Annotated in this window: 16 protein-coding genes; 7 read left to right on the top strand and 9 right to left on the bottom strand. The window is 62.5% G+C overall.

What is annotated here, in order from left to right; all coding sequences use genetic code 11:
• Positions 1-107: 107 nt before the first annotated feature.
• Complete coding sequence (gene pbpG, locus Q8M42_RS04075; protein WP_304869388.1) at positions 108-1,055, bottom strand: D-alanyl-D-alanine endopeptidase; 948 nt, start codon at positions 1,053-1,055, stop codon at positions 108-110.
• A gap of 25 nt (positions 1,056-1,080) precedes the next feature.
• Between pbpG and Q8M42_RS04070 the strand changes: the two genes are divergently transcribed.
• Together Q8M42_RS04070 and chrA are read left to right on the top strand one after the other, a co-directional pair.
• Positions 1,081-1,353 carry a hypothetical protein gene (locus tag Q8M42_RS04070; RefSeq protein ID WP_304869389.1) on the top strand — a complete coding sequence of 91 codons (273 nt, stop codon included), beginning with the start codon at positions 1,081-1,083 and terminating at the stop codon, positions 1,351-1,353.
• Positions 1,354-1,423: 70 nt separating this feature from the next.
• Positions 1,424-2,758, top strand: a complete 1,335-nt coding sequence (gene chrA, locus Q8M42_RS04065) for a chromate efflux transporter (protein WP_304869391.1) — start codon at positions 1,424-1,426, stop codon at positions 2,756-2,758.
• A 169-nt stretch (positions 2,759-2,927) separates the two neighbouring features.
• On the opposite strand, the gene Q8M42_RS04060 is transcribed toward chrA, so the two are convergent.
• From Q8M42_RS04060 to dibA, 8 genes are all read right to left on the bottom strand, one after another.
• Positions 2,928-4,274 (bottom strand): glutamine synthetase family protein, encoded by a 1,347-nt coding sequence (locus Q8M42_RS04060; RefSeq protein ID WP_304869397.1) that lies wholly within the window; start codon positions 4,272-4,274, stop codon positions 2,928-2,930.
• A 24-nt stretch (positions 4,275-4,298) separates the two neighbouring features.
• Positions 4,299-4,856, bottom strand: a complete 558-nt coding sequence (locus Q8M42_RS04055; protein ID WP_304869393.1) for a helix-turn-helix domain-containing protein — start codon at positions 4,854-4,856, stop codon at positions 4,299-4,301.
• Between the two features lie 117 nt (positions 4,857-4,973).
• Positions 4,974-6,263 carry an FAD-binding oxidoreductase gene (locus Q8M42_RS04050; protein ID WP_304870415.1) on the bottom strand — a complete coding sequence of 430 codons (1,290 nt, stop codon included), beginning with the start codon at positions 6,261-6,263 and terminating at the stop codon, positions 4,974-4,976.
• Between the two features lie 390 nt (positions 6,264-6,653).
• A complete protein-coding gene (locus tag Q8M42_RS04045; protein ID WP_304870413.1) occupies positions 6,654-8,306 on the bottom strand; it encodes a diguanylate cyclase in 1,653 nt (550 codons plus the stop codon).
• Positions 8,299-8,685: a response regulator gene (locus tag Q8M42_RS04040; RefSeq protein ID WP_304870412.1), complete on the bottom strand. Its 387-nt coding sequence runs from the start codon at positions 8,683-8,685 to the stop codon at positions 8,299-8,301. Before Q8M42_RS04040 ends, Q8M42_RS04045 begins: the two co-directional genes overlap by 8 nt.
• Positions 8,678-13,129, bottom strand: a complete 4,452-nt coding sequence (locus Q8M42_RS04035; RefSeq protein ID WP_304870409.1) for a PAS domain S-box protein — start codon at positions 13,127-13,129, stop codon at positions 8,678-8,680. Before Q8M42_RS04035 ends, Q8M42_RS04040 begins: the two co-directional genes overlap by 8 nt.
• A gap of 30 nt (positions 13,130-13,159) precedes the next feature.
• On the bottom strand, positions 13,160-14,293 hold the full coding sequence (locus Q8M42_RS04030) for an HDOD domain-containing protein (protein ID WP_304870407.1): 1,134 nt from the start codon (positions 14,291-14,293) through the stop codon (positions 13,160-13,162).
• A gap of 10 nt (positions 14,294-14,303) precedes the next feature.
• Positions 14,304-16,223: a phosphodiesterase DibA gene (gene dibA / locus Q8M42_RS04025; protein WP_304870405.1), complete on the bottom strand. Its 1,920-nt coding sequence runs from the start codon at positions 16,221-16,223 to the stop codon at positions 14,304-14,306.
• A gap of 168 nt (positions 16,224-16,391) precedes the next feature.
• Here dibA and desA point away from each other — a divergent pair, with 168 nt between their 5' ends.
• From desA to Q8M42_RS04000, 5 genes are all read left to right on the top strand, one after another.
• The gene (desA, locus tag Q8M42_RS04020) at positions 16,392-17,579 is read left to right on the top strand and encodes a delta-9 fatty acid desaturase DesA (protein ID WP_305283448.1); all 1,188 of its coding nucleotides are present in this window, start codon (positions 16,392-16,394) and stop codon (positions 17,577-17,579) included.
• Positions 17,580-17,752: 173 nt separating this feature from the next.
• The gene (locus Q8M42_RS04015; RefSeq protein ID WP_304870401.1) at positions 17,753-18,724 is read left to right on the top strand and encodes a sensor domain-containing diguanylate cyclase; all 972 of its coding nucleotides are present in this window, start codon (positions 17,753-17,755) and stop codon (positions 18,722-18,724) included.
• Positions 18,725-19,197: 473 nt separating this feature from the next.
• Positions 19,198-20,460 (top strand): OprD family porin, encoded by a 1,263-nt coding sequence (locus Q8M42_RS04010; RefSeq protein WP_304870399.1) that lies wholly within the window; start codon positions 19,198-19,200, stop codon positions 20,458-20,460.
• A gap of 173 nt (positions 20,461-20,633) precedes the next feature.
• Positions 20,634-20,960, top strand: coding sequence for a helix-turn-helix transcriptional regulator (locus Q8M42_RS04005; protein ID WP_304870396.1), 327 nt, complete (start codon positions 20,634-20,636; stop codon positions 20,958-20,960).
• Positions 20,957-21,388 carry a YeeE/YedE family protein gene (locus Q8M42_RS04000; RefSeq protein ID WP_304870394.1) on the top strand — a complete coding sequence of 144 codons (432 nt, stop codon included), beginning with the start codon at positions 20,957-20,959 and terminating at the stop codon, positions 21,386-21,388. Before Q8M42_RS04005 ends, Q8M42_RS04000 begins: the two co-directional genes overlap by 4 nt.
• Position 21,389 lies beyond the last annotated feature (1 nt).

The following is a 21,389-nucleotide window of genomic DNA, read 5'->3' as shown; positions in this document are numbered from 1 at the left end:
CCGTAGGATGGGTGCTAACCCATCAATTGGCTGATGGGTTAGCACCCATCCTACGGTCTGATACAACAAGGCCCGCTCTGTCTGCGGGCCTTGTCATTTTTGGGGGCTTACTGCGTGGCTTTGGCCTGACGCTGCGCCAGTTTCTGCTGGCGGTAGCTGATGGCGGCAGGCGGCACGGCAGTGACCTTGCCGGTTTCCAGCCAGCGTTTGAGGCGGTTGGCGTCGGCCATGTGGGTGTATTTGCCAAAGGCATCCAGCACCACGAAGGCCACCGGGCGGTTATTCATCACGGTATTCATCACCAGGCAGCGGCCGGCTTCGCCGGTGTAGCCGGTTTTGCTTAGCTGCACGCTCCAGCCCGGCTTGCGCACCAGGTTGTTGGTGTTGCGAAAGCCCAGGGTGTAGTTGGGTTTGCTGAACGCCTGGGTTTTTTCCGAGGTGGTGCTGAACTGGCTGATCAGCGGGTATTGGCGCGCGGCCTTGAGCATCAGCACCAGGTCACGGGCGCTGGAGACGTTGTGCTCCGACAGGCCAGTGGGCTCAACGAAGCGCGAATTCTTCATGCCCAAGGCGCGCGCCTTGGCATTCATCGCCGCGACAAAGGCCGCGTGACCACCCGGATAGTGGTGCGCCAGGCTGGCTGCGGCGCGGTTTTCCGAGGCCATTAGGGCCAGTAACAGCATGTCGCGGCGGCTCAGTTCGCTGCCCACGCGCACGCGGGAGAACACCCCGCGCATTTCCTGGGTGTCGCGAATCATGATCGGCAGCACCTGATCCAGCGGCAGCTTGGCGTCGAGGGTGACCATGGCGGTCATCAGCTTAGTCACCGAGGCAATCGGCACCACGCTGTCGGCGTTGCGCTCGTAGAGCACCTGATTGGTCTGCAGATCGACCAGCAGTGCACTGCCGGCGGCCAGGTCCTGTTGTTTGGCGGGGGCGGCCTGGGTGTTCGATGCAACTACAACGCAGCTGCAGATCAGCAGCAGGCTTACTAGGGTCTGTTGCCGTTTCGCTCGCGGCCGCGCCGGAGCCTGTTTTAGCGCGAGGCCAGGCACGAGACGCGAAGTTTGGTTGTTCCAAATGAGTGTCGAGAAACGCAGTATCGCGCTAAAACAGGCCCGGCCCAGAGGGTTGCGCGAAAAATCTCGCCATGCGTTGTTGGAGGACTTGGCAAGGGAACAACCATTGCCTGCGTCCTCCGCCTTGCCTGGCGAGATTTTTCGCGGCAACGCGGCTTGCGATGAAACGGGAACAGACCCTAACGAATGGCGGATTTTCACGGAGAGCTTCACGGGCAGGTTGAAAGGAGGGCGCAGCGCTGCCAAGTATACGGAAATCCGCGCCTGGGCTTGAGCACTGCCGGCTTAAATCGTCATCGTGGCACGCTATAGTGCGAGCGTTTTTATCGCCGTGAGTTGCCCGCATGTCCGAATCGTCTGCACCACCCGCCGTCAGCCTGCGCGAAGCCTTCTGGTTTTGGCTCAAGCTCGGCCTGATCAGCTTCGGCGGGCCGGCTGGGCAGATTGCGATCATGCATCAGGAATTGGTGGAGAAGCGCCGCTGGCTATCCGAGCGGCGCTTTCTGCATGCGCTGAACTACTGCATGTTGCTACCGGGGCCGGAGGCGCAGCAGTTGGCCACCTATATCGGCTGGCTGCTGCACCGAACCTGGGGCGGGGTGATTGCCGGGGTGCTGTTCGTGCTGCCGTCGCTGTTTATCCTGATCGGCCTGTCCTGGCTGTATATCGCCTTCGGTGATGTGCCGTTGGTGGCGGGGATTTTCTATGGGATCAAGCCGGCGGTGACCGCCATCGTCATGCAGGCGGCCTGGCGCATTGGCTCGCGGGCGTTGAAGAACAACTGGTTGTGGGGCATTGCCGGCGCGTCTTTTGTCGCCATCTTTGCCTTCAATCTGCCGTTTCCGTTGATCGTGATTGGCGCCGCGCTGCTCGGCTACCTCGGTGGCCGCCTGTTGCCGCAACAGTTCAGCCTGGGCGGCGGGCATGCGGCGGCCAACCATTCCTACGGTCCGGCGCTGATCGACGATGACAGCCCGCCGGCGGCGCATACGCGTTTCCGTGCCTCGCGTCTGGCGCTGTTGCTGGTGGTGGGCGCGCTGCTCTGGCTGCTGCCGATGGGCCTGTTGACCGGGCTGTATGGTTGGGACGGCACGCTGACGCAGATGGCCTGGTTCTTTACCAAGGCGGCGCTGCTGACCTTTGGCGGCGCCTATGCGGTGCTGCCGTATGTCTACCAGGGCGCCATCGGTCATTACGGCTGGCTGACGCCGACGCAGATGATCGACGGTCTGGCCCTGGGCGAAACCACGCCGGGGCCGCTGATCATGGTGGTGGCGTTCGTGGCCTTTGTCGGGGCTTATCTGCAGCCGGTGTTCGGTGGCGACTCGGGCTTTGTCAGCGGTGCGCTGGCGGCTGCGCTGGTCACCTGGTTCACTTTTCTGCCGTCCTTCCTGTTTATTCTCGCCGGCGGGCCGTTGGTGGAGTCGACCCACGGCGAGCTGAAATTCACCGCGCCACTGACCGCGATTACTGCCGCAGTGGTGGGGGTGATCCTTAATCTGGCGCTGTTCTTTGCCTACCACGTGCTCTGGCCGCAGGGCTTTGCCGGTAGCTTCGACTGGCCGTCTGCCGTGCTGTCCGTGGCGGCGGCGCTGGCGCTGCTGCGCTTTAAGCGTGGGGTGATGGAGGTGTTGCTGGTGTCGGCGCTGGCCGGGCTGGCGGTGCATCTGTTGCGTTGAGGCCGCAAGCTAGGTGGGGCGTAGGATGGGTGATAACCCATCGCGGCAATTGATGGGTTATCACCCATCCTACGGGTTACAGCCCGTAGCCCGGATAAGCGCCAGCGTAATCCGGGGGGAGTTCCCGGATTGCGCCAAGGCTTATCCGGGCTACGAGGGCGTGGAGCGGTTAGAGAAACCAGCGGTACTCCCGCGCACTGACTTCCTGCATAAAGGCCAGGTGGTCTTGGCGCTTGTTCTCGCAATAGACCATGACGAATTCCTCACCCAGGCCCTGGTTGACCACCGGATGGTCGCGCATTGCGCTGACGGCGCCGAGCATGTCCTGGGGGAAATCGATGCCGCTCTGGCGGTTTTCGTTGAGCGGGGCAATCGGCTCCTGGCCGGCATCCAGGCCGTGCTCCATGCCGGTGAGGATCGCTGCCAGCACCAGATAGGGGTTGGCGTCGGCGCCGGCCAGGCGGTGTTCGATGCGCAGGTTCTTGCCGTCCGACTCTGGGATGCGGATGCACGCATCGCGGTCTTCATAGCCCCAGCTGGCGCGGCTGGCGGCGTTGACCATGGCGCCGTAGCGGCGGAAGGCGTTGTGGTTGGCAGCGAATATCGGCATGCAGTGTGGCAGCAGCTCCAGGCAGCCGGCCACGGCGTGGCGCAGCGGACGCTGCTGGTCGCCGTCGAGCAGGTTATTGCCGGCGTCGTCGTACAGGCTGACGTGCACATGCATGCCGCTGCCCGGCGCGTGCAGGTAGGGCTTGCTCATAAAACTGGCGCGCTGGCCGTGCTTGAGCGCCACGCCACGGGTGCTGCGGCAGAACAAGGCGGCCCAGTCGGCGGCGCGCAGGCCGTCGTCGCAATGGCCGAAGTTGATCTCGAACTGGCCGGGGCCGAGCTCGGCGGTGATCACGTTGGCGTCCACGCCCTGCTCATTGGCGGCGTCGACGATCTCATGCAGCACATCGGCAAAGCGCGACAGGCGTTCGATATGCATGTTTGGCTGATCATCGGCATCGCCGCACAGCGGGTCGCGGGGGAACTGCGGCAGGCCGTCCTGCAGCGTGCGATCAAACAGGTAGAACTCCAGCTCGAAGGCCACCACCGGGCGAATGCCGCGTGCGGCCAGGCGCTTGAGCACGCGGGCGAGTACTTCGCGCGGCTCGAACTCGATCGGTGCTTGCGTGCCGTCGGAGCTGATCAGCATCTGCCCCAGCGGCTGGCTTTCCCAGCGCACCGGTTTGAGCGTGCCGGGGATCAGCCGGCGCGGCGCGTCCGGGTCGCCGTCGTTAAAGCAGTAGTCGCCAATCGGGTGCAGGCCGCCTTGCACGCCAAGCAGCACGCAGTTCTGCGGGATTTTCAGCGGGCTGCCGGCGGCGACCTTCTCGAGCATGTCGATGGGGTAGCGCTTGCCGTAGAAATGCCCGGGAATGTCCAGGCTGATCAGGTCGACATAGCGCACGTCGGGGTTGGCGCTGCGGAAGGCGCGGACTTCGCTGAGCAGGTCGGGGAATGCTGTTGTTATTGTCATGGCGTCTATCTGCGCGGGTTAGGTAAAAACCCAGAGCACTCGTGTGGGGGAATCGGAAAGGTTGGCGTAGCGAAACTGCGCATGCGGCGGCAGCTGGAAACTGTCGTTCGGGCCGAGGGTGACTGGCTCGGCGGCGTCGCCGTACCAGATCGTCAATTCGCCTTCGAGGACAAAGCCGCCTTGCTCGGAGCTGTCGTTCAAATGCCCGTCGCCGCTGGTGGCGCCGGGCTGCAGGTGGCTTTCGAGCATGGAGAAGCCGCCGGCCATGGTTGGCGAGGCCAGTATGTCGGTGATGCCGCCGGCGTAATACAGCGTGCGGCGCTCGCCAGGGCGGGTGACCCAGGGCACGGCGCGCGGCTTGCTCAGGCTGTAGAAATAGGTGGTCGGCACGCCGAGGCTTTCGCTGATGGCGGTGAGGTCAGCCACGGTCGGGCGCGACAGGCCGCGCTCGACCTGGGACAGGAAGCCCACCGAGCGGTCGATGCGCGCGGCCAGCTCACCCAGGGTGAGGTTCTTGTGCTTGCGCAGGTCGCGGATCAGGATCGCCAGACCTTCGACTTCTTCCTGCATATCCATGGGGTTTCCTTTGACGTTTTAACTCCCCTCTCCCGCTTGCGGGAGAGGGGCTGGGGGAGAGGGTCGGCTGCCCCTCTCCCTAACCCTCTCCCCGAGGGGAGAGGGGACTGGCCATCATCAAATCACATCGCGCAGGCGATACCAGGCCTTGCCGACTGCCTCGATGGGCGCCGCCAGCAGGTCACCGCCGGGGAAGCGCGGGTTGCTCAGGCCCTGGTACAGCTCAAGCAGATCGGCGTCACCGAGGATCGCGTCGCTGACTGCGCGGGCGGCGGCCAGGGTCGGCAGGATGCCGTGACCGGAGAAGCCCTGCAGCCAGTACTTCTGCCCGCTGCGGCCGACATCCGGGGTGCGGTGCATGGTGCAGTCGATATGTCCGCCCCAGCCGTAGTCGATCTGCACGCCGCGTAGTTGCGGGAACACCCGCTCCAGATAGGGCCGGGTGGCCGCCGGCACGTCCGCCGGAATGCCGCCCAGGTAGGTGCAGCCGCCGCCGAACAGCAGGCGGTTGTCCGGAGTGACGCGGAAATAGTCCGGCACGAACTGGTTGTCGATGGCGCAGGTGCCGCGCGGGAACAGCGAGCGTGCCAGCTCCGGGTCCAGCGGCGCGGTGGCGACCTGGTAGGAGCCGACCGGCAGCAGGCGCTTCGACAGTTGCGCATCGAGCTTGTCGATATAGGCGTTGCAGGCCAGCACCAGCACATCGCTGCGAATCTCGCCCTGCTCGGTGCGCGCTATATAGCCCTCAGCCGTTTCGCGGTATTCGAGCGCCTTGCTCTGCTCGAAGATCTTGCCGCCAGCCTTCTCGATGGCATCGGCCAGGCCCTGGGCCAGTTTCAGCGGGTTAAGGTGGGCGGCGCCGCTGTCATGCAGGGCAGCGAGGTAACGCGGGCTGGCAATCCACTGCGGCAGCTCGTCCTTGGGGATAAAGCTCAGCTGCGTATAGCCGTACTTCTGCTCGGCTTCTTCCAGGCTGTCCTGCAACTGGCGCACGCGGCGCGGCAGCACGGCGGTGTAGATCGCGCCGGTGCGGTAATCGATATCGAAGTTGTGTCGCTCGGGCAGCTCGCGCATCTCCGTGGCGGCCCAGACCATGCTGTCCCACAGGCGGCGGGCGCGTTCCAGGCCGAGGGCCTTCTCGAACGGCGGCATGTCGCAGGACCAGCCCGGCAGCGCCTGACCACCGTTACGCCCGGAGGCGGCCCAGGCCAGGCGACTGGCTTCCAGCACGACCACCTTCTTGCCGGCCAGGGCCAGGCGCAGTGCGCTGTGCAGGCCGCTGAAACCACCGCCGATAATCAGCACATCACACTGCAACGCTTCCTGCAGGCGCGGGCGCAGGGGGATAGCACCTGGGTAGGTGCCGGCGTAGTAGGTGCCGATATGTTGGGCGGATTGTTTGAACATGGCGCGCCTCATGAAATTCTATTTGAATAATTTCATGAAAATCTACGCTATAAATTTCATAAAACCAAGCGCGAGACGTTTGAGCTAGTTGAGATCGATGGCCAGACGCAGGCGATCCCTATGCTGCCGGCCCTGTTCGAATAGCAAGGATGGGTGCTACATCCCCAGATCCCGCATGGCGCACGGCAGCGCTGCGAAGCTGACAAATATGCCTTGTTGGCGTCCATGGTTATGGGCGCTTCCACCACGCCTACAGCCAGCACCTGTAGCCCGGATAAGCCTTGGCGCAATCCGGGATCGCGGGGCCCCGGATTGCGCTGCGCTTATCCGGCTACATGCCGGTCTTCAGAAGACCGTGGATGGGGTGACACCCGGCCTAACATGCGCCGACTAGCGCACCTGATTGCGCCCATTGTGCTTGGCCGCGTATAGCGCGCGATCAGCCTTATCCAGCAGATCATCGGCACCCGTTGGCGCATCTTCAGTGGAGGCGATGCCGGCGCTCAGGGTGACCGAGAACTGCTGGCCACCCGCAATAAAGTGCAGTTCGGCAAAGCGCTGGCGGATCTCATCGAGGATTCGTAGCGCCTGGTCCGATGGGCAGTCTGGCAGCACCACGAGGAACTCCTCGCCGCCATAACGGCCCAGGCTGTCGATGCGCCGCAGGCGTTGGCGCAGCAGGTTGGCCAGGGCGCGAATCACATTGTCGCCGGCGGCGTGGCCATGGCTGTCGTTGACCTTCTTGAAGAAGTCGATATCCAGCATGGCCACGCTGGCCGGTTTGCCGCTGCGCTGCGCGCGCTCCAGTTCGACTGCCGCCTGCTCCTTGATATCGCCGTGCTTGAGCAGCCCGGTGAGGCTGTCGCGCGACAGCGCGTTGCTCAGCAGGCGCGCGCGTTGGGCACGGGAGAACACCGCAGCGACCAGGGCGTTGTCGGAAATCGGTTTGGTGACAAAATCATCGCCGGCCTTGATCAGCGCGCTCATCTGCCGGTTGATATCGGTTTCCGCCGACAGGTAGACGATGGGCACGCGCAGCCAGTCGTCGTTCATGCGGATGATCTGCGCCAGTTCCGGGCCGGTGCAATCGGGCATGCTCACGTCCAGCAGCACCACTTCGGGGTTGAAGCTGCGCATGCGGGCGAAGATCTCCGCCGGCTCGTGCAGCATCTCCACCAGCATATTGGCGCCACGCAGAATCAGGCTGAAGCGGCTGGCCAGCTCGCGGTCGTCATCGATGATCAGCACCCGATACGGCTCGCCCTGTTGCTGGGCGAAGCAGCGCTCCAGGCGGTTTTCCAGCTGCGGGATGTCCACCGGCTTGGTGAAAAAGCCCATGGCGCCGACGCGCACCGCTTCCAGGTAGGTGGCGAAATCGTCCTGGGTGGTGATCACCAGCAGCGGCAGCGGCTCGTCCAGGCGTTGCTGCAGGCTGGCGGCATATTCCAGGCCGGTCAGGCTCTCGTCGGGCAGGTTGACGTCGACAATCAGCGCATCGGGCAGTTGCTGCTGCAGGGCGGCGTCGAGCTCGCTGATGCGGCTGAAGTGTTCGGCGTGGTAGCCGAAGTTGTTCAGCGTCAGGCGCATGTTCTCGCCAATCGATAGCTGGTCTTCGAGGATATAGATGCGCCGCGCGCTGCTGTTTGGCCGTGGCGGCTTGACCGCGCGGGTAGCGGGTTCCTGGCTGCGTTCGGCCTGGAACTGCTGGCGCGCCAGTTGCTGCAGGCTGTGGCTGAAGTCCTGCAGGCTCTGCTGTTCCTGCTGCAGGGTTTCCAGCCATTGATCGGCCTCCTGCTCCAGCTCGCGGGCGCGCTGGCCGAGGCTGCTGAAACCAAAGGTGCCGGCGGCGCCAGCCAGTTTGTGCAGCTGGTCGCGCAGGCTGTGCAGATGCTGCAGCTGCTCCTGCGGGTCGGCGGCGTGCAGCAGGCGTTCGGCGTTCTGCGCGAGGGCCGGCAGCTCTACCTGCAGGCGCACGGCGAAGGCATTACTCAACTGCTGCAGGTGTTGCTGCAGTTGATCGGCGGCGCTCTTGCCTTTACTCATGGGCCAGGCTCCAGATCTTGCGCACCTGCGCGGCCAGCTGCATCGGGTCGAAGGGTTTGATGATCACATCGCGGGCGCCGAGGCTGCGGTAATGGGCGATTTCCGCCGGTTGCACCTTGGCGGTCATAAAGGCCACTGGCACCTGGCTGATGTCAATCAGCCGGGCCATGCGTGCCAGGGTTTGCGGGCCGTCCATGTCCGGCATCATCACATCCAGCAGAATAAAGTCCGGGGCAAAGCCCTGTAGCTGATCCAGGGCATCCTGGCCGGATGAGCAGCTGAGCACCTGAAAACCGCCGACTGCTTCCAGCGCCAGCTTGGCCACGGCCTGGATCGAGGGGTCGTCTTCCACGTGCAGAATGCGCTGTAGCTCAGACATGCTGGTTTTCCTCAGGGCTGGCCTCTAGGGCCAGGGTAGTCAGTTCGAACCAGAAAGTCGCGCCGTGACCGGGGCTTGAGTCGAAACCGATCTGCCCGCCCATGCGTTCGATGATTTCCTTGCTGATGGCCAGGCCCAGGCCGGTGCCGCCTTTCTGCCGGGTGTCGGTGGCGTCGGCCTGGGAGAATTTGCTGAAAATCCGTGCCTGGAAATTCTCCGGCACACCGGGGCCGTGGTCGGTCACGCTGACGCGCAGGCGCGTGTCGTGTTGCTCTACGCGCACGTCGACGGTCTGGCCCTGGGGTGAGAACTTCGCCGCGTTGGACAGCAGGTTGGCCAGTACCTGGGCCAGGCGCAGTTTGTCGACGCGCACCCGCGCTGCGGTCGGTGGGCCTTGCAGCTGCAATTGCACTTGGTAGTGCTCGGCGTACGGCTGGTTTTCTTCGACGGCCTGTTCCAGCAGCGGTTGCAGCGCTTCGTCCTGCAGCTCGAAGAGCATCTTGCCGGCCACCAGTTTATCCATGTCGAGCAGGTCATTGATCAGCAGGTTGAGGCGCTGGCTGTTGTCCTGGGCGATCTGCAGCATCTGCTGCATGCTCGCCGGCACGGCGCCGAGGGCGCCGCCATTGACCAGGCCGAGGGAGCCGGCAATCGCCGTCAGCGGGGTGCGCAGTTCATGGCTGACGGTGGAGACGAATTCGTTCTTCATCCGCTCAATGCGCTTGCGTTCCTCGATATCGCGGATCACCGCGATAAAGCGCCGCTCGCCCTGGTGGCTGATTTGTGAGACGGCCAGTTCGATGGTGAAGGTTTCGCCGTTGCTGCGCAGGGCGGTCAGCTCGATTTCCTTGCCGAGCATCTGCTGGATGCCGGTTTTCAGGAAGTGGCTGAGGTAGCGCGCGCGCATCGAGCGCTGTGGTTCGGGCAGCAGCAGGGTCGCGCGGTGTCCGGACACTTCCAGGTGGCTGTAACCGAAGATGCGTTCGGCGGCGTGGTTGAAGGTTTCGATATAGCCCTGCTGGTCGATGGTGATAATCGCATCGAGCACGTTGTCGAGCAGGGCGCGCAGGTAATCCTCGCGCTCGCGGATGGCCATTTCTGAGGCGATACGTTCGTTGAAGTCCTGAATCTGTGAGACGAAGTGCACCGGCTGGTTGTCGCTGTCCCGTACCAGGGCCACGCTGAGCAACACCCAGATGATCCGCCCCTGACTGTCCAGGTAGCGTTTCTCCATCTGATAGGCGCTGATCTCGCCAGCCAGAAGCTCTTCGATATGCTGCAGGTCGGCATCCAGATCATCGGGGTGGGTGATCTGCTGAAAGTCGCTGCACAGTAATTGTTCGCGGCTATAGCCGAGCATTTCGCAGAGTTGATCGTTAACTTCCAGCCACTGCCCTTGCAGCGACACCAGGGCCATGCCCTGGGGCGCGAGGCTAAAGGCGTTGCTAAAGCGCTGCTGGCTCAGCCGCAGCTGGTCTTCCACAGCCTTGCGGTCGCTGATGTCCCAGATAAACCCGGAAATCCATTGCAGTTCGCCGTGGCTGTCGTATTCACCGCGGCCTTTCTCCCGCACCCAGACGCTGTGGCCGTCGGCGTGCAGCAGGCGGTAGGTCAGCTCGAAGGACTCCTGGCGCTCGATGGCCGCTACTGCGCGGTAGGTGATCGGCAGATCGTCGGGGTGCACCACGCTGGAGAAGCTGCGTACGCGGTTGTTGATAAAGTCGCTGGCCGGGTAGCCGCTGAGCGCCTGGATTTCTTCACTGAGGTAGCTCATCGACCAGCTTTCATCGTTGCGGCAGCGGTACACCGCCCCTGGCAGGCTGCTGACCAGGCCGCGGAAGCGGCTTTCGCTTTTTTGCAGGGCGCGGGTGGTCTGGTGCAGGTCGCTAATATCGCTGGCGATGCCCAGGTAACCGCTGATCACGCCCTCGGCATCATGCATGGCGCTGACGGTGAGGTTGACGATGCGTTGCTCGCCGTTCTTGCGTTGGTAGGTCCACTGGCGGGTTTCCGGTTCGCCCTGGTCGGGGAGGCGGGTAAACACGGCAAAACCGCTTACTTCAGTGCCCAGTTGTTGGCTGAGCTGGCGGCCGCGGGCCTGGATTTCTTCGGCCAGGTGGAACAGCGCTGGGCTGTGCTGGCCAATCACTTGCGCACTGCGATAACCCAGCAGGCGCTCGGCGCCGGAGTTGAACAGGGTGATCAAGCCGTCGCGGTCGGTGGTGATGATGCTGACGCCGGTGGCCGAATCGAGCACGGCTTGCAGAAAGCGCCGTGCCTCGCGGGTCTGCTCTTCATGGCGCATGCGCTCCAGCGTGGCGCCGACCCAGCGGGCGAACAGGCGCATAAATTCTTCGTCGGCATCGTCAAACGGCGCATCACGCGCCGCGCTTGAGGCGAAGCACAGGGTGCCGAAGCGCTGGCCGGCGACCCAGATGCTGGTGCCGATATAACTTTCCAGGGCGAACAATGGGTAACAGGGGTGCGCGGCATGTTCGCTCTGGCCCATGGCGGCAATGGCCAGCACATCGTTGCTGCGCAGGGTGATGCTGCAGTAGGTATCACCGAGGGTGAAGCACTGGCCGTCCTGTAGGGTGTTGGGCGGCGATACCTGCACCCTGACCTGGTAGGTGTCCGCATTGATCTGGCTGATGATGCCGATCGGCATGCCATAGAACTCGGCCCCCAGTTGCAGCGCCTGGCGCAGCTGCTCGTGGCTGCTCAGCTTGGGCAGCGCGGCAATCTCGTTAAGCGCGCGCAGGGCTGCTTGCTGGCGCTGCATATGTTGCTGGGTTTGCGCGCGCTGGGTATCGCGGCGCAGGGCTTCGAGCAGCTGGCCGAGGGTGGTCAGCAGTGGCTGTAGCTGGGCGGTGAACTGCTCGTCGTAGCCACCTGCGCGGTTGGCCAGGCCGAGCATGCCGCGCAGCTCACCGTTGGCGTGAATGGGCAAGCCGGCAAACGCCAGCAGCGGCGGATGCCCCGGCGGTAAACCGGCGCTATTTGGGTGATTAGCGGGGTCATTGCTGATCAGCGCCTGACCGCTGCGGATCACCTGGCCGAACAGGCTGTCGAGGTTGCGAAATTCCAGGCCCTGCGGCGCATGGTCGGCGTAGAAGGCGCGGCTTTGTGCATCCCAGGCGATATTGCTGATGGCGAAGGTGCGCAGAAAGGGCGCGCCGGCATCGTCATGCAGGATTTCCCCGACAAAGCCGAACTGGCTGGCGCTGACGTCGAGAATCCGCCCCAGCAGGGTGTCGAAGGCCTCGCGCTGGTTGTCCGCGTTGATATAGGCGGCCTGCGTCTGGGTAATCAGCGCCAGCAATTGGCGCGACTCTTCAGTTTGTTGGTGTTTGCTCTGCAGTTCGGCGTGGTGGCGGCGCATCACCTGCTGGCTGCTGTGCCGGGTGGCCAGCAACAGCAACAGCAGCAGTGCTTCGGCGGCGAACCAGGCCAGTAGCCATTTGACCACCAGCCAGCGTTTGTCGCGCTGGTGCAAGCTGTACAGCGCCGTGATGTCGCGCCAGGTCAGCGCCAATACCGGATTGCCGGTGCTGGCCGGATCGGCCTGATAGCCGCCTAAGCGCATCTGGTTGAGCAGGTAAGTGTGGCCTTGATCGTCGAGCAGCTTGAAGGTGTTGCCCTCCTCGGGGGCTGGCAGCCGATGTTGCGCCTGCCAGTGTTGCACCTGCACCTGGGAGAAACCCGCCAGGTGCCAGTAGCCGGCGCTGGTGTCGGCGGCGCGCAGACCCTCGCCACTGAGATCTGGTGCTTGAATGGCGCGTTTGAGCAGCAGGGCAACCCCAGCATCCAGTTCACGGTCCAGCTGTTGCAGGTTGCCCAGTACATCCAGGCTGACTTCCAGCGCGCCGACGTTAAGCACGCCCTCTAGGCTTTCCACTTGCAACGGCACGATGGCGCGCATGCTCAGGTTGTCGCCATCCACCGCCAGGCCGGTGATTGCCGATGCGTGACTCAGGCTGTCGAGCAGCATGGGTCGCTGCGCGCCGGGGAAGTCGGCAAACCACTGCGGCTCATGCACCCGCAGTAGCACTTCGGCGCTAGGCGCCAGATGGATATACAGGGAGAACGGGCGAATGCCTTGCAGGGTGCGCCAGCGCGGGGCGAGCCGGGTGTACAGCTGGTTGCGGATAGCCCCCAGGCTGTGTGTATCGGTCGGTTGATTACTGTGCAGCGCATGGGCCTGGCGCACCAGTTCGACCAGCCAGGCGTCGGCCGCGATGGTTTCGGCCAGCAGCTGCGCCTGTTGTTGCAGCTCCTGCTGGCTGTTGCGCAGGCTCAGGCTTTGCAGTTCATGCTGCTTGGCGATTTGCAGGTTCCACAGGGTTTCCCGCTCGTTGAGGGCAAAGCCGCCGAGTAGGCTGAAGAAGATCGCCAGGCCCAGGCTGCCGAGGCCGACGATCCAGGTAATTGCCGAGTTATTCATCAATCAGGGTCCTGCGCGCCAAGGGCGCCATCAGCTCAGGCCTGCCAGTCGGCGCAGGCGGGCCAGCTCGGGGTCATCCGTTGCGTTGTTGAGTTCGCAGGCGGCCAGGCGCATGAGGATGTTCTCGCGTTTGACGTTGTTGGCCGGCAGGTTGTAGCACGCGCCGATCAGCTCGCGTAGCTGCATCGGTAAATGCCATTGCGCCTTGATGCTGACGGCAAAGGGGCCGCTGAACTGGTCGAGCGCTTGCATCACCTGGGTCTCGCTGAAACTCTGCCCGCTGTCCTGCCACACTTGTGCCAGATACAACACGCAGAGTTCGCCCATGCGGTGCAGCAGGGCGGCGGTATGGAGCGGCGCTGGGTCCATGGCGCACTGGCGGGCGAGGCTGGTGCTGCGCTCGATCAGCAGTTCGGTGCTGTCCAGGTGCGCCTGGGCCAGTAGGCGCAGCAGGGCGTTATCCAGTGTGCTGCATTGGCGCAGGGCCAGGCCCATGGCCAGATTCAGGCTGTTGATCGCGCCCAGTTTGTGCAGCGCCTCAAGTAGGTTGGTGCAGGGGTTGCCAGCCTGGTTATAGGCACTGCTGTTGGCCACGGCGAGCAGGCGCGCGCTAAGTGCCGGATCGTGCTGCCACTCGCTGGCCAGCTCGCGCAGGTCGATCTGCTCGCCCTTGAAACGTTGCAGTAGGCGATCACGTACATGCGCCTTGAGCGGTAATTGCAAGGCGCTGCTGGGCAGGCTACGCAGGTGATTGAGCAGGTCCTGCGGTGTGTTGCTGGCCTGGTGCTGCTGTTCGTCGTTGTCTGCGGGCAGCAGGGTTGCCAGGCTGGCGGCGACATGCGCAGCTTGAAACGGCTTGCTGATAAAGGCGCTGATCTTCAGGGCGCGCACGGCCAGTACGCTGGCGCGGTCGGAGCGGCCGGTGATCACCACCAGCGGCGTGCTGCTGTTGTCGCGGCGCACCTGCTCAAGCAGACGGGTACCGGGGCCGTCCGGCAGGTTCCAGTCGCAGATGACCATGTCCGCCGGGCGCTGCTGCCATTCGCGCAGGGCGGCGCTGACGTTGTCCAGGCACACCACCTGGCTATTGGGGCGCAGGCTGAGAACGATCTGCTTGAGCAGATCGGCGATCCAGCTGTCGTCTTCCAGAATCATGACCCGCATGCGTTGTGCCTTAGTCCGTCGTTGCGGCGCTTAGCGCCAAGTGGGTGGCCAGCTGTTCTGCCGGTTGCGGACGGCCGAAATAATAGCCCTGGGCGTGATCGCAGCCGAGTTGCTGAAGCAGTTCGACCTGTTCGAGCTGCTCAATCCCTTCTGCCAGTACCTTGAGGCCCATGCTGTGGCCGAGGGCGATTACTGCGCGGGTGATGGCTACATCATCCTGATCATGCGGCAGGCCGCTGACAAAGCTCTGGTCGAGTTTGAGTTTGTGCACCGGCAGGCGCTTGAGACGTGCCAGCGAGCTGTAGCCGGTGCCGAAGTCATCGATGGCCAGGCGAATACCGAGGGCGCGCAGGCGTTCGAGCAAGGCCAGGGACGCGTCGGGGTTTTCCATCACGGCGCTTTCGGTGACTTCCAGTTCCAGGTGCAGCGGATCAAGCCCGGTATCGCGCAGCACCTCGGCCACCCGCAGGTCCAGCTCGCCGCGGCTGAACAGGCGGCTGGAGACATTCACTGCGACAAATCTCAGCCGATGCCCGGCAATTTGCCAGGCGACCATCTGCCGACAGCTTTGCTCCAGCACCCAGGCGTCGATGGCGCCGATCAACCCGGTTTCTTCGGCAATCGGGATAAATTCGCCGGGCGCTACCAGCCCGCGTTGCGGGTGCTGCCAGCGCACCAGAGCCTCGACGCCGATCATCTCCTGGCTACGCAGGCAGATCAGCGGTTGGTAATAGACGCGCAGCTCCTGATGATCCAGGGCATGGCGCAGGGCGCTGGCCAGCTCGACGCGCTGGTGCGCATGTTCGGTCAGTTCCTGGCTGTAGAAGGCATAGCTCTCGCGGCCGCTGTTCTTGGCCTTGAACAGCGCCGAGTCGGCATTGCGCAGCACCTGGCCAACATCACTGGCCTCGACGGGGTAGAAGCTGATGCCAATGCTGGCGGTGACGAACAGCTCTTGCTGGTTGATGTTGAAGGCCCGGGTCAGGCAGGCCTGCAGGCGCTGCGCCATTACCGCAGCCTGTTCGGCGCTGCTGCAGCGTTCATCGAGCAGGCCGAACTCATCGCCGCCCAGGCGCGCCAGGGTCATGCGTTTGCCGAGTTGCTGGCTGAGGCGCTCGCCGACGTCCTTGAGCAGCAGGTCACCAATGTTGTGGCCGAGGCTTTCGTTGATGTGCTTGAAATGGTCGAGGTCGATCAACAGCACCGCGCCGCCTTGCTCATCAATTTTTGCGCGTTCCAGGGCACGCTCGACGCGCTCGGTAAACAGCAGGCGGTTGGGCAGGTTGCTCAGCGGGTCGTGGTGAGCCAGGTAATCCAGCTCGCGTTGCGAGCGTTTCAGCGCGCTGATGTCGGAGAACACCGCAACGTAATGGCTGATCTCGCCCAGCTCATCGTGAATCACCCGGATGCATTGCCACTGCGGATAGATTTCGCCGCCCTTGCGCCGGTTCCACACCTCGCCGCTCCAGGCGCCGCGTGTGTGCAGGGCATGCCAGAGGCTGTCATAGAAGCTTTTGTCGTGCCGCCCGGATTTCAGCATGCTCGGTGACTGGCCGAGGATTTCCGCCTGGCTGTAGCCGGTGATGCGGCTAAAGGCCGGGTTGCAGTGCACGACATGCTGCTGCGCATCGGTGACCAGTACGCCTTCCTGGGTGGCATCAAATACCGCTGCGGCCTGGCGCAGGCGTTTCTCGTTACGTTGCAGAGCCTGATGGGCGAGGGTGTGCTGCCGGCTGTGAGCGCGCAGCACGACATGCAGCAAACCTGCGCTGAGCAATACAAAGCCCAGCCCCTTGAGCAGTTGCGCACGTTCCAGTTGCGCCAGCGACAGCCCCAAGGCGATCAGCAGGCCGTCGCTGAACAGCACCCACAGGGCGGCGGCGAGCATATAGCTGAGAGTCAGGCGCCAGGCGCCTTGTGGAGCATTCATGGGATAGAAGCCAGTCCTTTGCCTGAGTGCGGCAGTATAGATGTTGATAAGGGCACGGCATTCTTATGCAAAAGACCAACTGGTTTTCTGATCAAGGTCAGGGATAATGTGTACACATGTGCGCTAGAAAGCGGCCATGTCTTTCCTTTTCCATGAGGCACGTGATCCATGTGGTACAACGGTTTTCTTGACTTGTCGGTCTGGCAGTTGATCGCAGTCACCCTGCTGATGACGCATGTGACCATCGTCAGCGTCACGGTTTATCTGCATCGTTACTCGGCGCACCGCGCGCTCGAATTGCACCCGGCGCTGAAGCACTTCTTCCGTTTTTGGCTGTGGCTGACCACGGCGCAAAACACCCGTGAGTGGACCGCGATCCACCGCAAGCACCACGCCAAATGCGAAACCGTCGATGATCCGCACAGCCCGGTGATCAAGGGCCTGAGCACCGTGCTGCGTACCGGTGCCGAGCTGTATCGCGAAGAGGCGAAGAACCCGGAAACCCTGCGTATCTACGGCAAGAACTGCCCGGAAGACTGGATCGAGCGCAACCTCTATTCGCGCTTCCCGGTTGGCGGTGTGGCACTGATGGGTGCCATTGACCTGGCGCTGTTCGGCGCCGCTGGCATTACCATCTGGGCGATCCAGATGATGTGGATTCCGGTCTGGGCTGCGGGCGTGATCAATGGCCTTGGCCATGCCGTTGGCTATCGCAACTTCGAATGCCGCGATGCGGCGACCAACCTGGTGCCTTGGGGCATCCTGATCGGTGGCGAAGAGTTGCATAACAACCACCACACCTACCCCAACAGCGCCAAGCTGTCGGTGAAGAAGTGGGAATTCGACATGGGCTGGTTCTGGATCAAGCTGTTCAGCTTGTTTGGCCTGGCTCAGGTGCAGCGTGTTGCGCCCATCGCCCATCGGGTTGCAGGCAAGCGCAGCCTGGACATGGACACCGCCATGGCCATCCTCAACAACCGTTTTCAGATCATGGCGCAGTACCGCAAGCTGGTGATCGCGCCGCTGGTGCAGCAGGAGTTGGCCAAGGCCGACGCCTCGGTTCGCCATCACTTCCATCGCGCCAAGCGCCTGCTCTCGCGTGAACCGAGCCTGCTCGATGGAACCCACCAGGCGCGTATCCAGCGCATGCTGGAACAGAGCCAGGCACTCAAGGTGATCTACGAAAAGCGCCTTGCCCTGCAGCAAATCTGGGTAAAAACCAGCGCCAATGGCCACGACATGCTTGAAGCCATCAAGCACTGGGTCAGTGATGCCGAGGCCAGCGGTATTCAGTCGCTGCGCGAGTTCGCCGAACAGCTGAAAACCTACTCGCTGCGTCCGGCTGGGGCCGTCTAACGCCGCCGATGTTGCTCAAGCCCGCCGCTCGGCGGGCTCGTTATGGCCTGCCATCCGTGGCGGTGCACCCTCCAGGTCGTCGCTGCGCGACGTTAAAAATGCCTCCCGACCGTTTTTTATTTCTGGCGTATGCTTCAACCATTGCCTAGCAACTGAGTGCAGTGGCGGTCGTTATGGATGAAGTCAGTAGAGAGCAGCTCGAACAGGAAGAGTTGACCCTGGCGCTGTTGCATACCCGCGCCGAGGTGGCGCGCCTGCAGGAACGCGAGCAGCTGTTCAGCACCTTGTTGGGCAGTGTCAACGCGGTGCTCTGGGCATTTGACTGGGGCGCTCAGCGGGTGATCTACGTCAGTCCTGCCTATGAGCGGATCTTCGGTCGCTCAACCGCGCTGCTGCTGGCTGGCTATGATGAGTGGCGCAACAGCATCTACCCGGATGACCTGGAATACGCCGCCGAAAGCCTTGCCCAGGTGCTGGAAACCGGTGCGGTCGAGGCCCGCGAGTACCGCATCATCCGCGCTGACGGCCAGTTGCGCTGGCTCAGCGACAAGTGCTTTGTCAGCCGTGAAAGTTCGCCGGGCAAGCCGCATATCATCGTCGGCATCGCCGAAGACATCACCGAGAAGAAGCAGCTGGAAGGCGAGTTGCACCGCCTGGCCACCACCGATGTGCTGACCCAGAGCAGCAACCGTCGGCACTTCTTCGAGTGCGCCCAGCGTGAGTTTGAGCAGGCTCGCGAATACGGCAGCCCACTGGCCTTTCTGCTGCTCGATCTCGATGACTTCAAGCAGATCAACGACCGCTATGGCCATCAGATGGGCGATCAGGTACTACAGCGTCTGGCCTACAGCGGCGCCACTACATTGCGCCGTGGCGATCTGTTCGGGCGTATCGGGGGTGAGGAGTTTGCCGCGCTGTTTCCACGTTGCGAGCCGGAGCTGGCCGAGCAGATAGCCGAGCGTTTGCAGCGCGAGGTGCGCCGTCTGAGCTTTAACCATGAGGGCGCGACTTTCGGTGTGACCATGAGTCTGGGCCTGACCAGCCTGCGACCTGAAGACACCAGCCTGGATGCCCTGTATGCGCGCGCCGATGCCGCGATGTACCAGGCCAAACGCCAGGGCAAAAATCAGGTTGTGGCTGACTAACCACGCGCGCTGGCATACGGCTGGCTCGGCCTGTTGGCGATAACCCGCCTTTTTACGTTTTGCCATAGGCAAAAAACCGCTTATTGCCTCTTCCTTAGGCCTACAAAAATCCTCCTATAACCCTGGGAAGCCTTGTAATAGAGGCGTTGGCGGGCTGCTTTTGGCCGCTGGCACAGTATCTGCGTAGGGCTCAGCGTATAACGGCCAGGTTTATTGGCCGACAATAAAAATGAAGAGACCTGCGCCATGATGTTCACCTGTCCGCTGCTACGTCCTCATTCCCCAGCTCGCGCTGACTGCCTTCACGCGCTCACCTGATTTCGGTTGTTGCACGGCCCCTGGCTGGGGCAGCTGTTCGCCTGCCCAGCGTCTGGCCCTGCAATAACCCCCGAATTCGGTGCGCGCCTGCCGCTTCATAGGCTGAAGACAGTACCCGCGCCGATGTGCAACCACACACAACTGGAGAACACATAATGAGAAAGACCTCCCTGGCCCTGGCCGTCGCTGCCAGCACCCTGGGCTTGTCCCTGAGCCAAGCCGCCCATGCTGACTTTATTGGCGACAGCACTGCCACCCTCGAGGCACGCAACTTCTACTTCAATCGCGATTTCCGTGAAGACGCTGGGCAGAACAAGCGTGAAGAGTGGGCGCAGGGTTTTATCTTGCGGGCAAACTCCGGCTTCACTGATGGCACCGTCGGTTTCGGCGCCGATGCTATAGGCATGTTCGGCTTCAAGCTGGATTCCGGCGATGGCACCGCCGGCAGTGACCTGCTGGTGCCGGATCGTTCCGGTGGCTCGCAAGATAACTACTCAGGTCTGGCTGTAGCGGCCAAGGCCAAGGTCTCCAACAGCACCCTGCGCGTTGGCCAGATGCAGTTCAAGAACCAGGCGATTGCCTCCAGCGACGGTCGTTTGCTGCCGCAAATCTTCCGCGGCGGTAACCTGGTCTCCCAGGAAATTGACGGCCTGACCCTGGATGCCGGTTACCTCGACGAGGTCAACAACCGCAACTCGCAAGACTATGAAGACATGACCCTGAACACCTATACCCACAGCGGTATCAGCTTCAAGGGTGGCAACAGTGCTAACAATGCCAACGAGTTTGTCTTTGCCGGTGGTAGCTACAAGCTGACCAAGGACCTGACGGCGGGCTATTACTATTCCAATCTGGAAGACCTGTACAAGCAGCACTCCTTCAACCTGGTGCATGTCCTGCCGCTGGGCGACAAGCAGAGCCTGAAGACCGACGTGCGTTATGCCCGTTCCACCGATGATGGTCTGAGCAATGTCGATAACAAGGCCTTCGGCGCGATGGTTACCTACAGCCTGAGTGCGCATAAATTTGGCCTGGGCTACCAGAAAATGAGCGGTGACACCGGTTTCGCCTATGTCGGTGGTACGGACCCGTTCCTGGTCAACTATGTGCAGATCGGCAACTTCGCTGCCAAGGACGAGAAGTCCTACCAAGCACGTTATGACTTCGACTTTGCTTCTGTTGGCGTGCCTGGTTTGACCTTTATGACGCGCTTCCTGACGGGCGACAACATCGACCGTGGTCGCAACGTTTCTGAGGGTAAAGAGCGTGAGCGCAACACTGAACTGATGTATGTATTCCAAGAAGGCGCCCTGAAGAACCTGGGTGTGCGCTGGCGCAATGCGACCGTGCGCAACAACTTCAGCCGCGACATCGACGAAAACCGTCTGATCGTCAGCTACACCCTGCCACTGCTCTGATTGTGGTAGTTGCAGGCTGAGCTGTTGCATCCAGCCCAGCCTGAGCAGCACAGGAAACCCGGACTCTGTTCCGGGTTTTTTTATGTCTGCCGATTATGCGGGTGTCAGTTGCAGGGCTTGCTAATCAATATATAAAAGAATAGATTGTTTTTATCTTAATTGAGCTTGCCACCATGACACCAGAACAACCCTCGTTCGATATCCAGCAGCTGCGCGCTAATGCTGACGCCGCTGGACAGCTGCTTAAGGCCCTGGGCAATCCGGATCGACTGCTATTGCTGTGTCAATTGTCCCAGGGTGAGCGCAATGTCAGTGAGCTCGAGGCGCTCTTGGGCATTCAGCAGCCGACCCTGTCGCAGCAGTTGGCGGTGCTGCGCCGTGAAGGGCTGGTGGCGACCCGCCGCGAGGGCAAGCAGGTCTATTACTGCATCAGCAGCCCGGCTGCGCTGGCGGTGATCAATACCCTGTATCAACTTTTTTGCGCAGGTGATGAATCATGAGCATCGACTGGTACAACTTCACGCCCTGGAGCGCTTTAGTCGGCGGTGCGCTGATCGGCCTGGCCGCCAGCCTGTTCGTCGTGATGAATGGCCGGGTTGCCGGCATCAGCGGCCTGCTCGGCAGTCTGCTGGAGCGTGGTGAGGGCATGGGCGAGAAGGCTCTGTTTCTCCTCGGTGTGTTGCTTGCCCCGCTGCTCTGGCAGCTGTTTGCCCGCCTGCCAGAGATTGAACTTCACAGCAGCTGGCTGGCGTTGACCGTTGCCGGATTGTTGGTCGGTATTGGCACCCGTTATGGCGCGGGTTGCACCAGCGGGCATGGCGTCTGTGGTTTAGCGCGGCTGTCACCGCGCTCACTGGCCGCCACCTTGAGCTTTATGGCCGCCGGTTTCGTCACGGTGTTTGTCCTGCGTCATCTGCTGGGGGCTTGAA

Source organism: Pseudomonas sp. (assembly GCF_030684895.1).
In the GTDB taxonomy this organism is placed as follows: domain Bacteria; phylum Pseudomonadota; class Gammaproteobacteria; order Pseudomonadales; family Pseudomonadaceae; genus Aquipseudomonas.
This window is presented reverse-complemented; position numbering and strand designations above follow the sequence as displayed.

Excerpts from the sequence above, each read along its gene's own strand:
- Q8M42_RS04015 (WP_304870401.1), top strand. The coding sequence starts at position 17,753 with ATGGATGAAGTCAGTAGAGAGCAGCTCGAACAGGAAGAGTTGACCCTG.
- Q8M42_RS04010 (WP_304870399.1), top strand. The coding sequence starts at position 19,198 with ATGAGAAAGACCTCCCTGGCCCTGGCCGTCGCTGCCAGCACCCTGGGC.
- Q8M42_RS04035 (WP_304870409.1), bottom strand. The coding sequence starts at position 13,129 with ATGAATAACTCGGCAATTACCTGGATCGTCGGCCTCGGCAGCCTGGGC.
- Q8M42_RS04070 (WP_304869389.1), top strand. The coding sequence starts at position 1,081 with ATGAGTGTCGAGAAACGCAGTATCGCGCTAAAACAGGCCCGGCCCAGA.
- desA (WP_305283448.1), top strand. The coding sequence starts at position 16,392 with ATGTGGTACAACGGTTTTCTTGACTTGTCGGTCTGGCAGTTGATCGCA.
- dibA (WP_304870405.1), bottom strand. The coding sequence starts at position 16,223 with ATGAATGCTCCACAAGGCGCCTGGCGCCTGACTCTCAGCTATATGCTC.
- Q8M42_RS04040 (WP_304870412.1), bottom strand. The coding sequence starts at position 8,685 with ATGTCTGAGCTACAGCGCATTCTGCACGTGGAAGACGACCCCTCGATC.
- Q8M42_RS04030 (WP_304870407.1), bottom strand. The coding sequence starts at position 14,293 with ATGCGGGTCATGATTCTGGAAGACGACAGCTGGATCGCCGATCTGCTC.
- Q8M42_RS04005 (WP_304870396.1), top strand. The coding sequence starts at position 20,634 with ATGACACCAGAACAACCCTCGTTCGATATCCAGCAGCTGCGCGCTAAT.
- Q8M42_RS04000 (WP_304870394.1), top strand. The coding sequence starts at position 20,957 with ATGAGCATCGACTGGTACAACTTCACGCCCTGGAGCGCTTTAGTCGGC.
- Q8M42_RS04050 (WP_304870415.1), bottom strand. The coding sequence starts at position 6,263 with ATGTTCAAACAATCCGCCCAACATATCGGCACCTACTACGCCGGCACC.
- Q8M42_RS04055 (WP_304869393.1), bottom strand. The coding sequence starts at position 4,856 with ATGGATATGCAGGAAGAAGTCGAAGGTCTGGCGATCCTGATCCGCGAC.
- chrA (WP_304869391.1), top strand. The coding sequence starts at position 1,424 with ATGTCCGAATCGTCTGCACCACCCGCCGTCAGCCTGCGCGAAGCCTTC.
- Q8M42_RS04045 (WP_304870413.1), bottom strand. The coding sequence starts at position 8,306 with ATGAGTAAAGGCAAGAGCGCCGCCGATCAACTGCAGCAACACCTGCAG.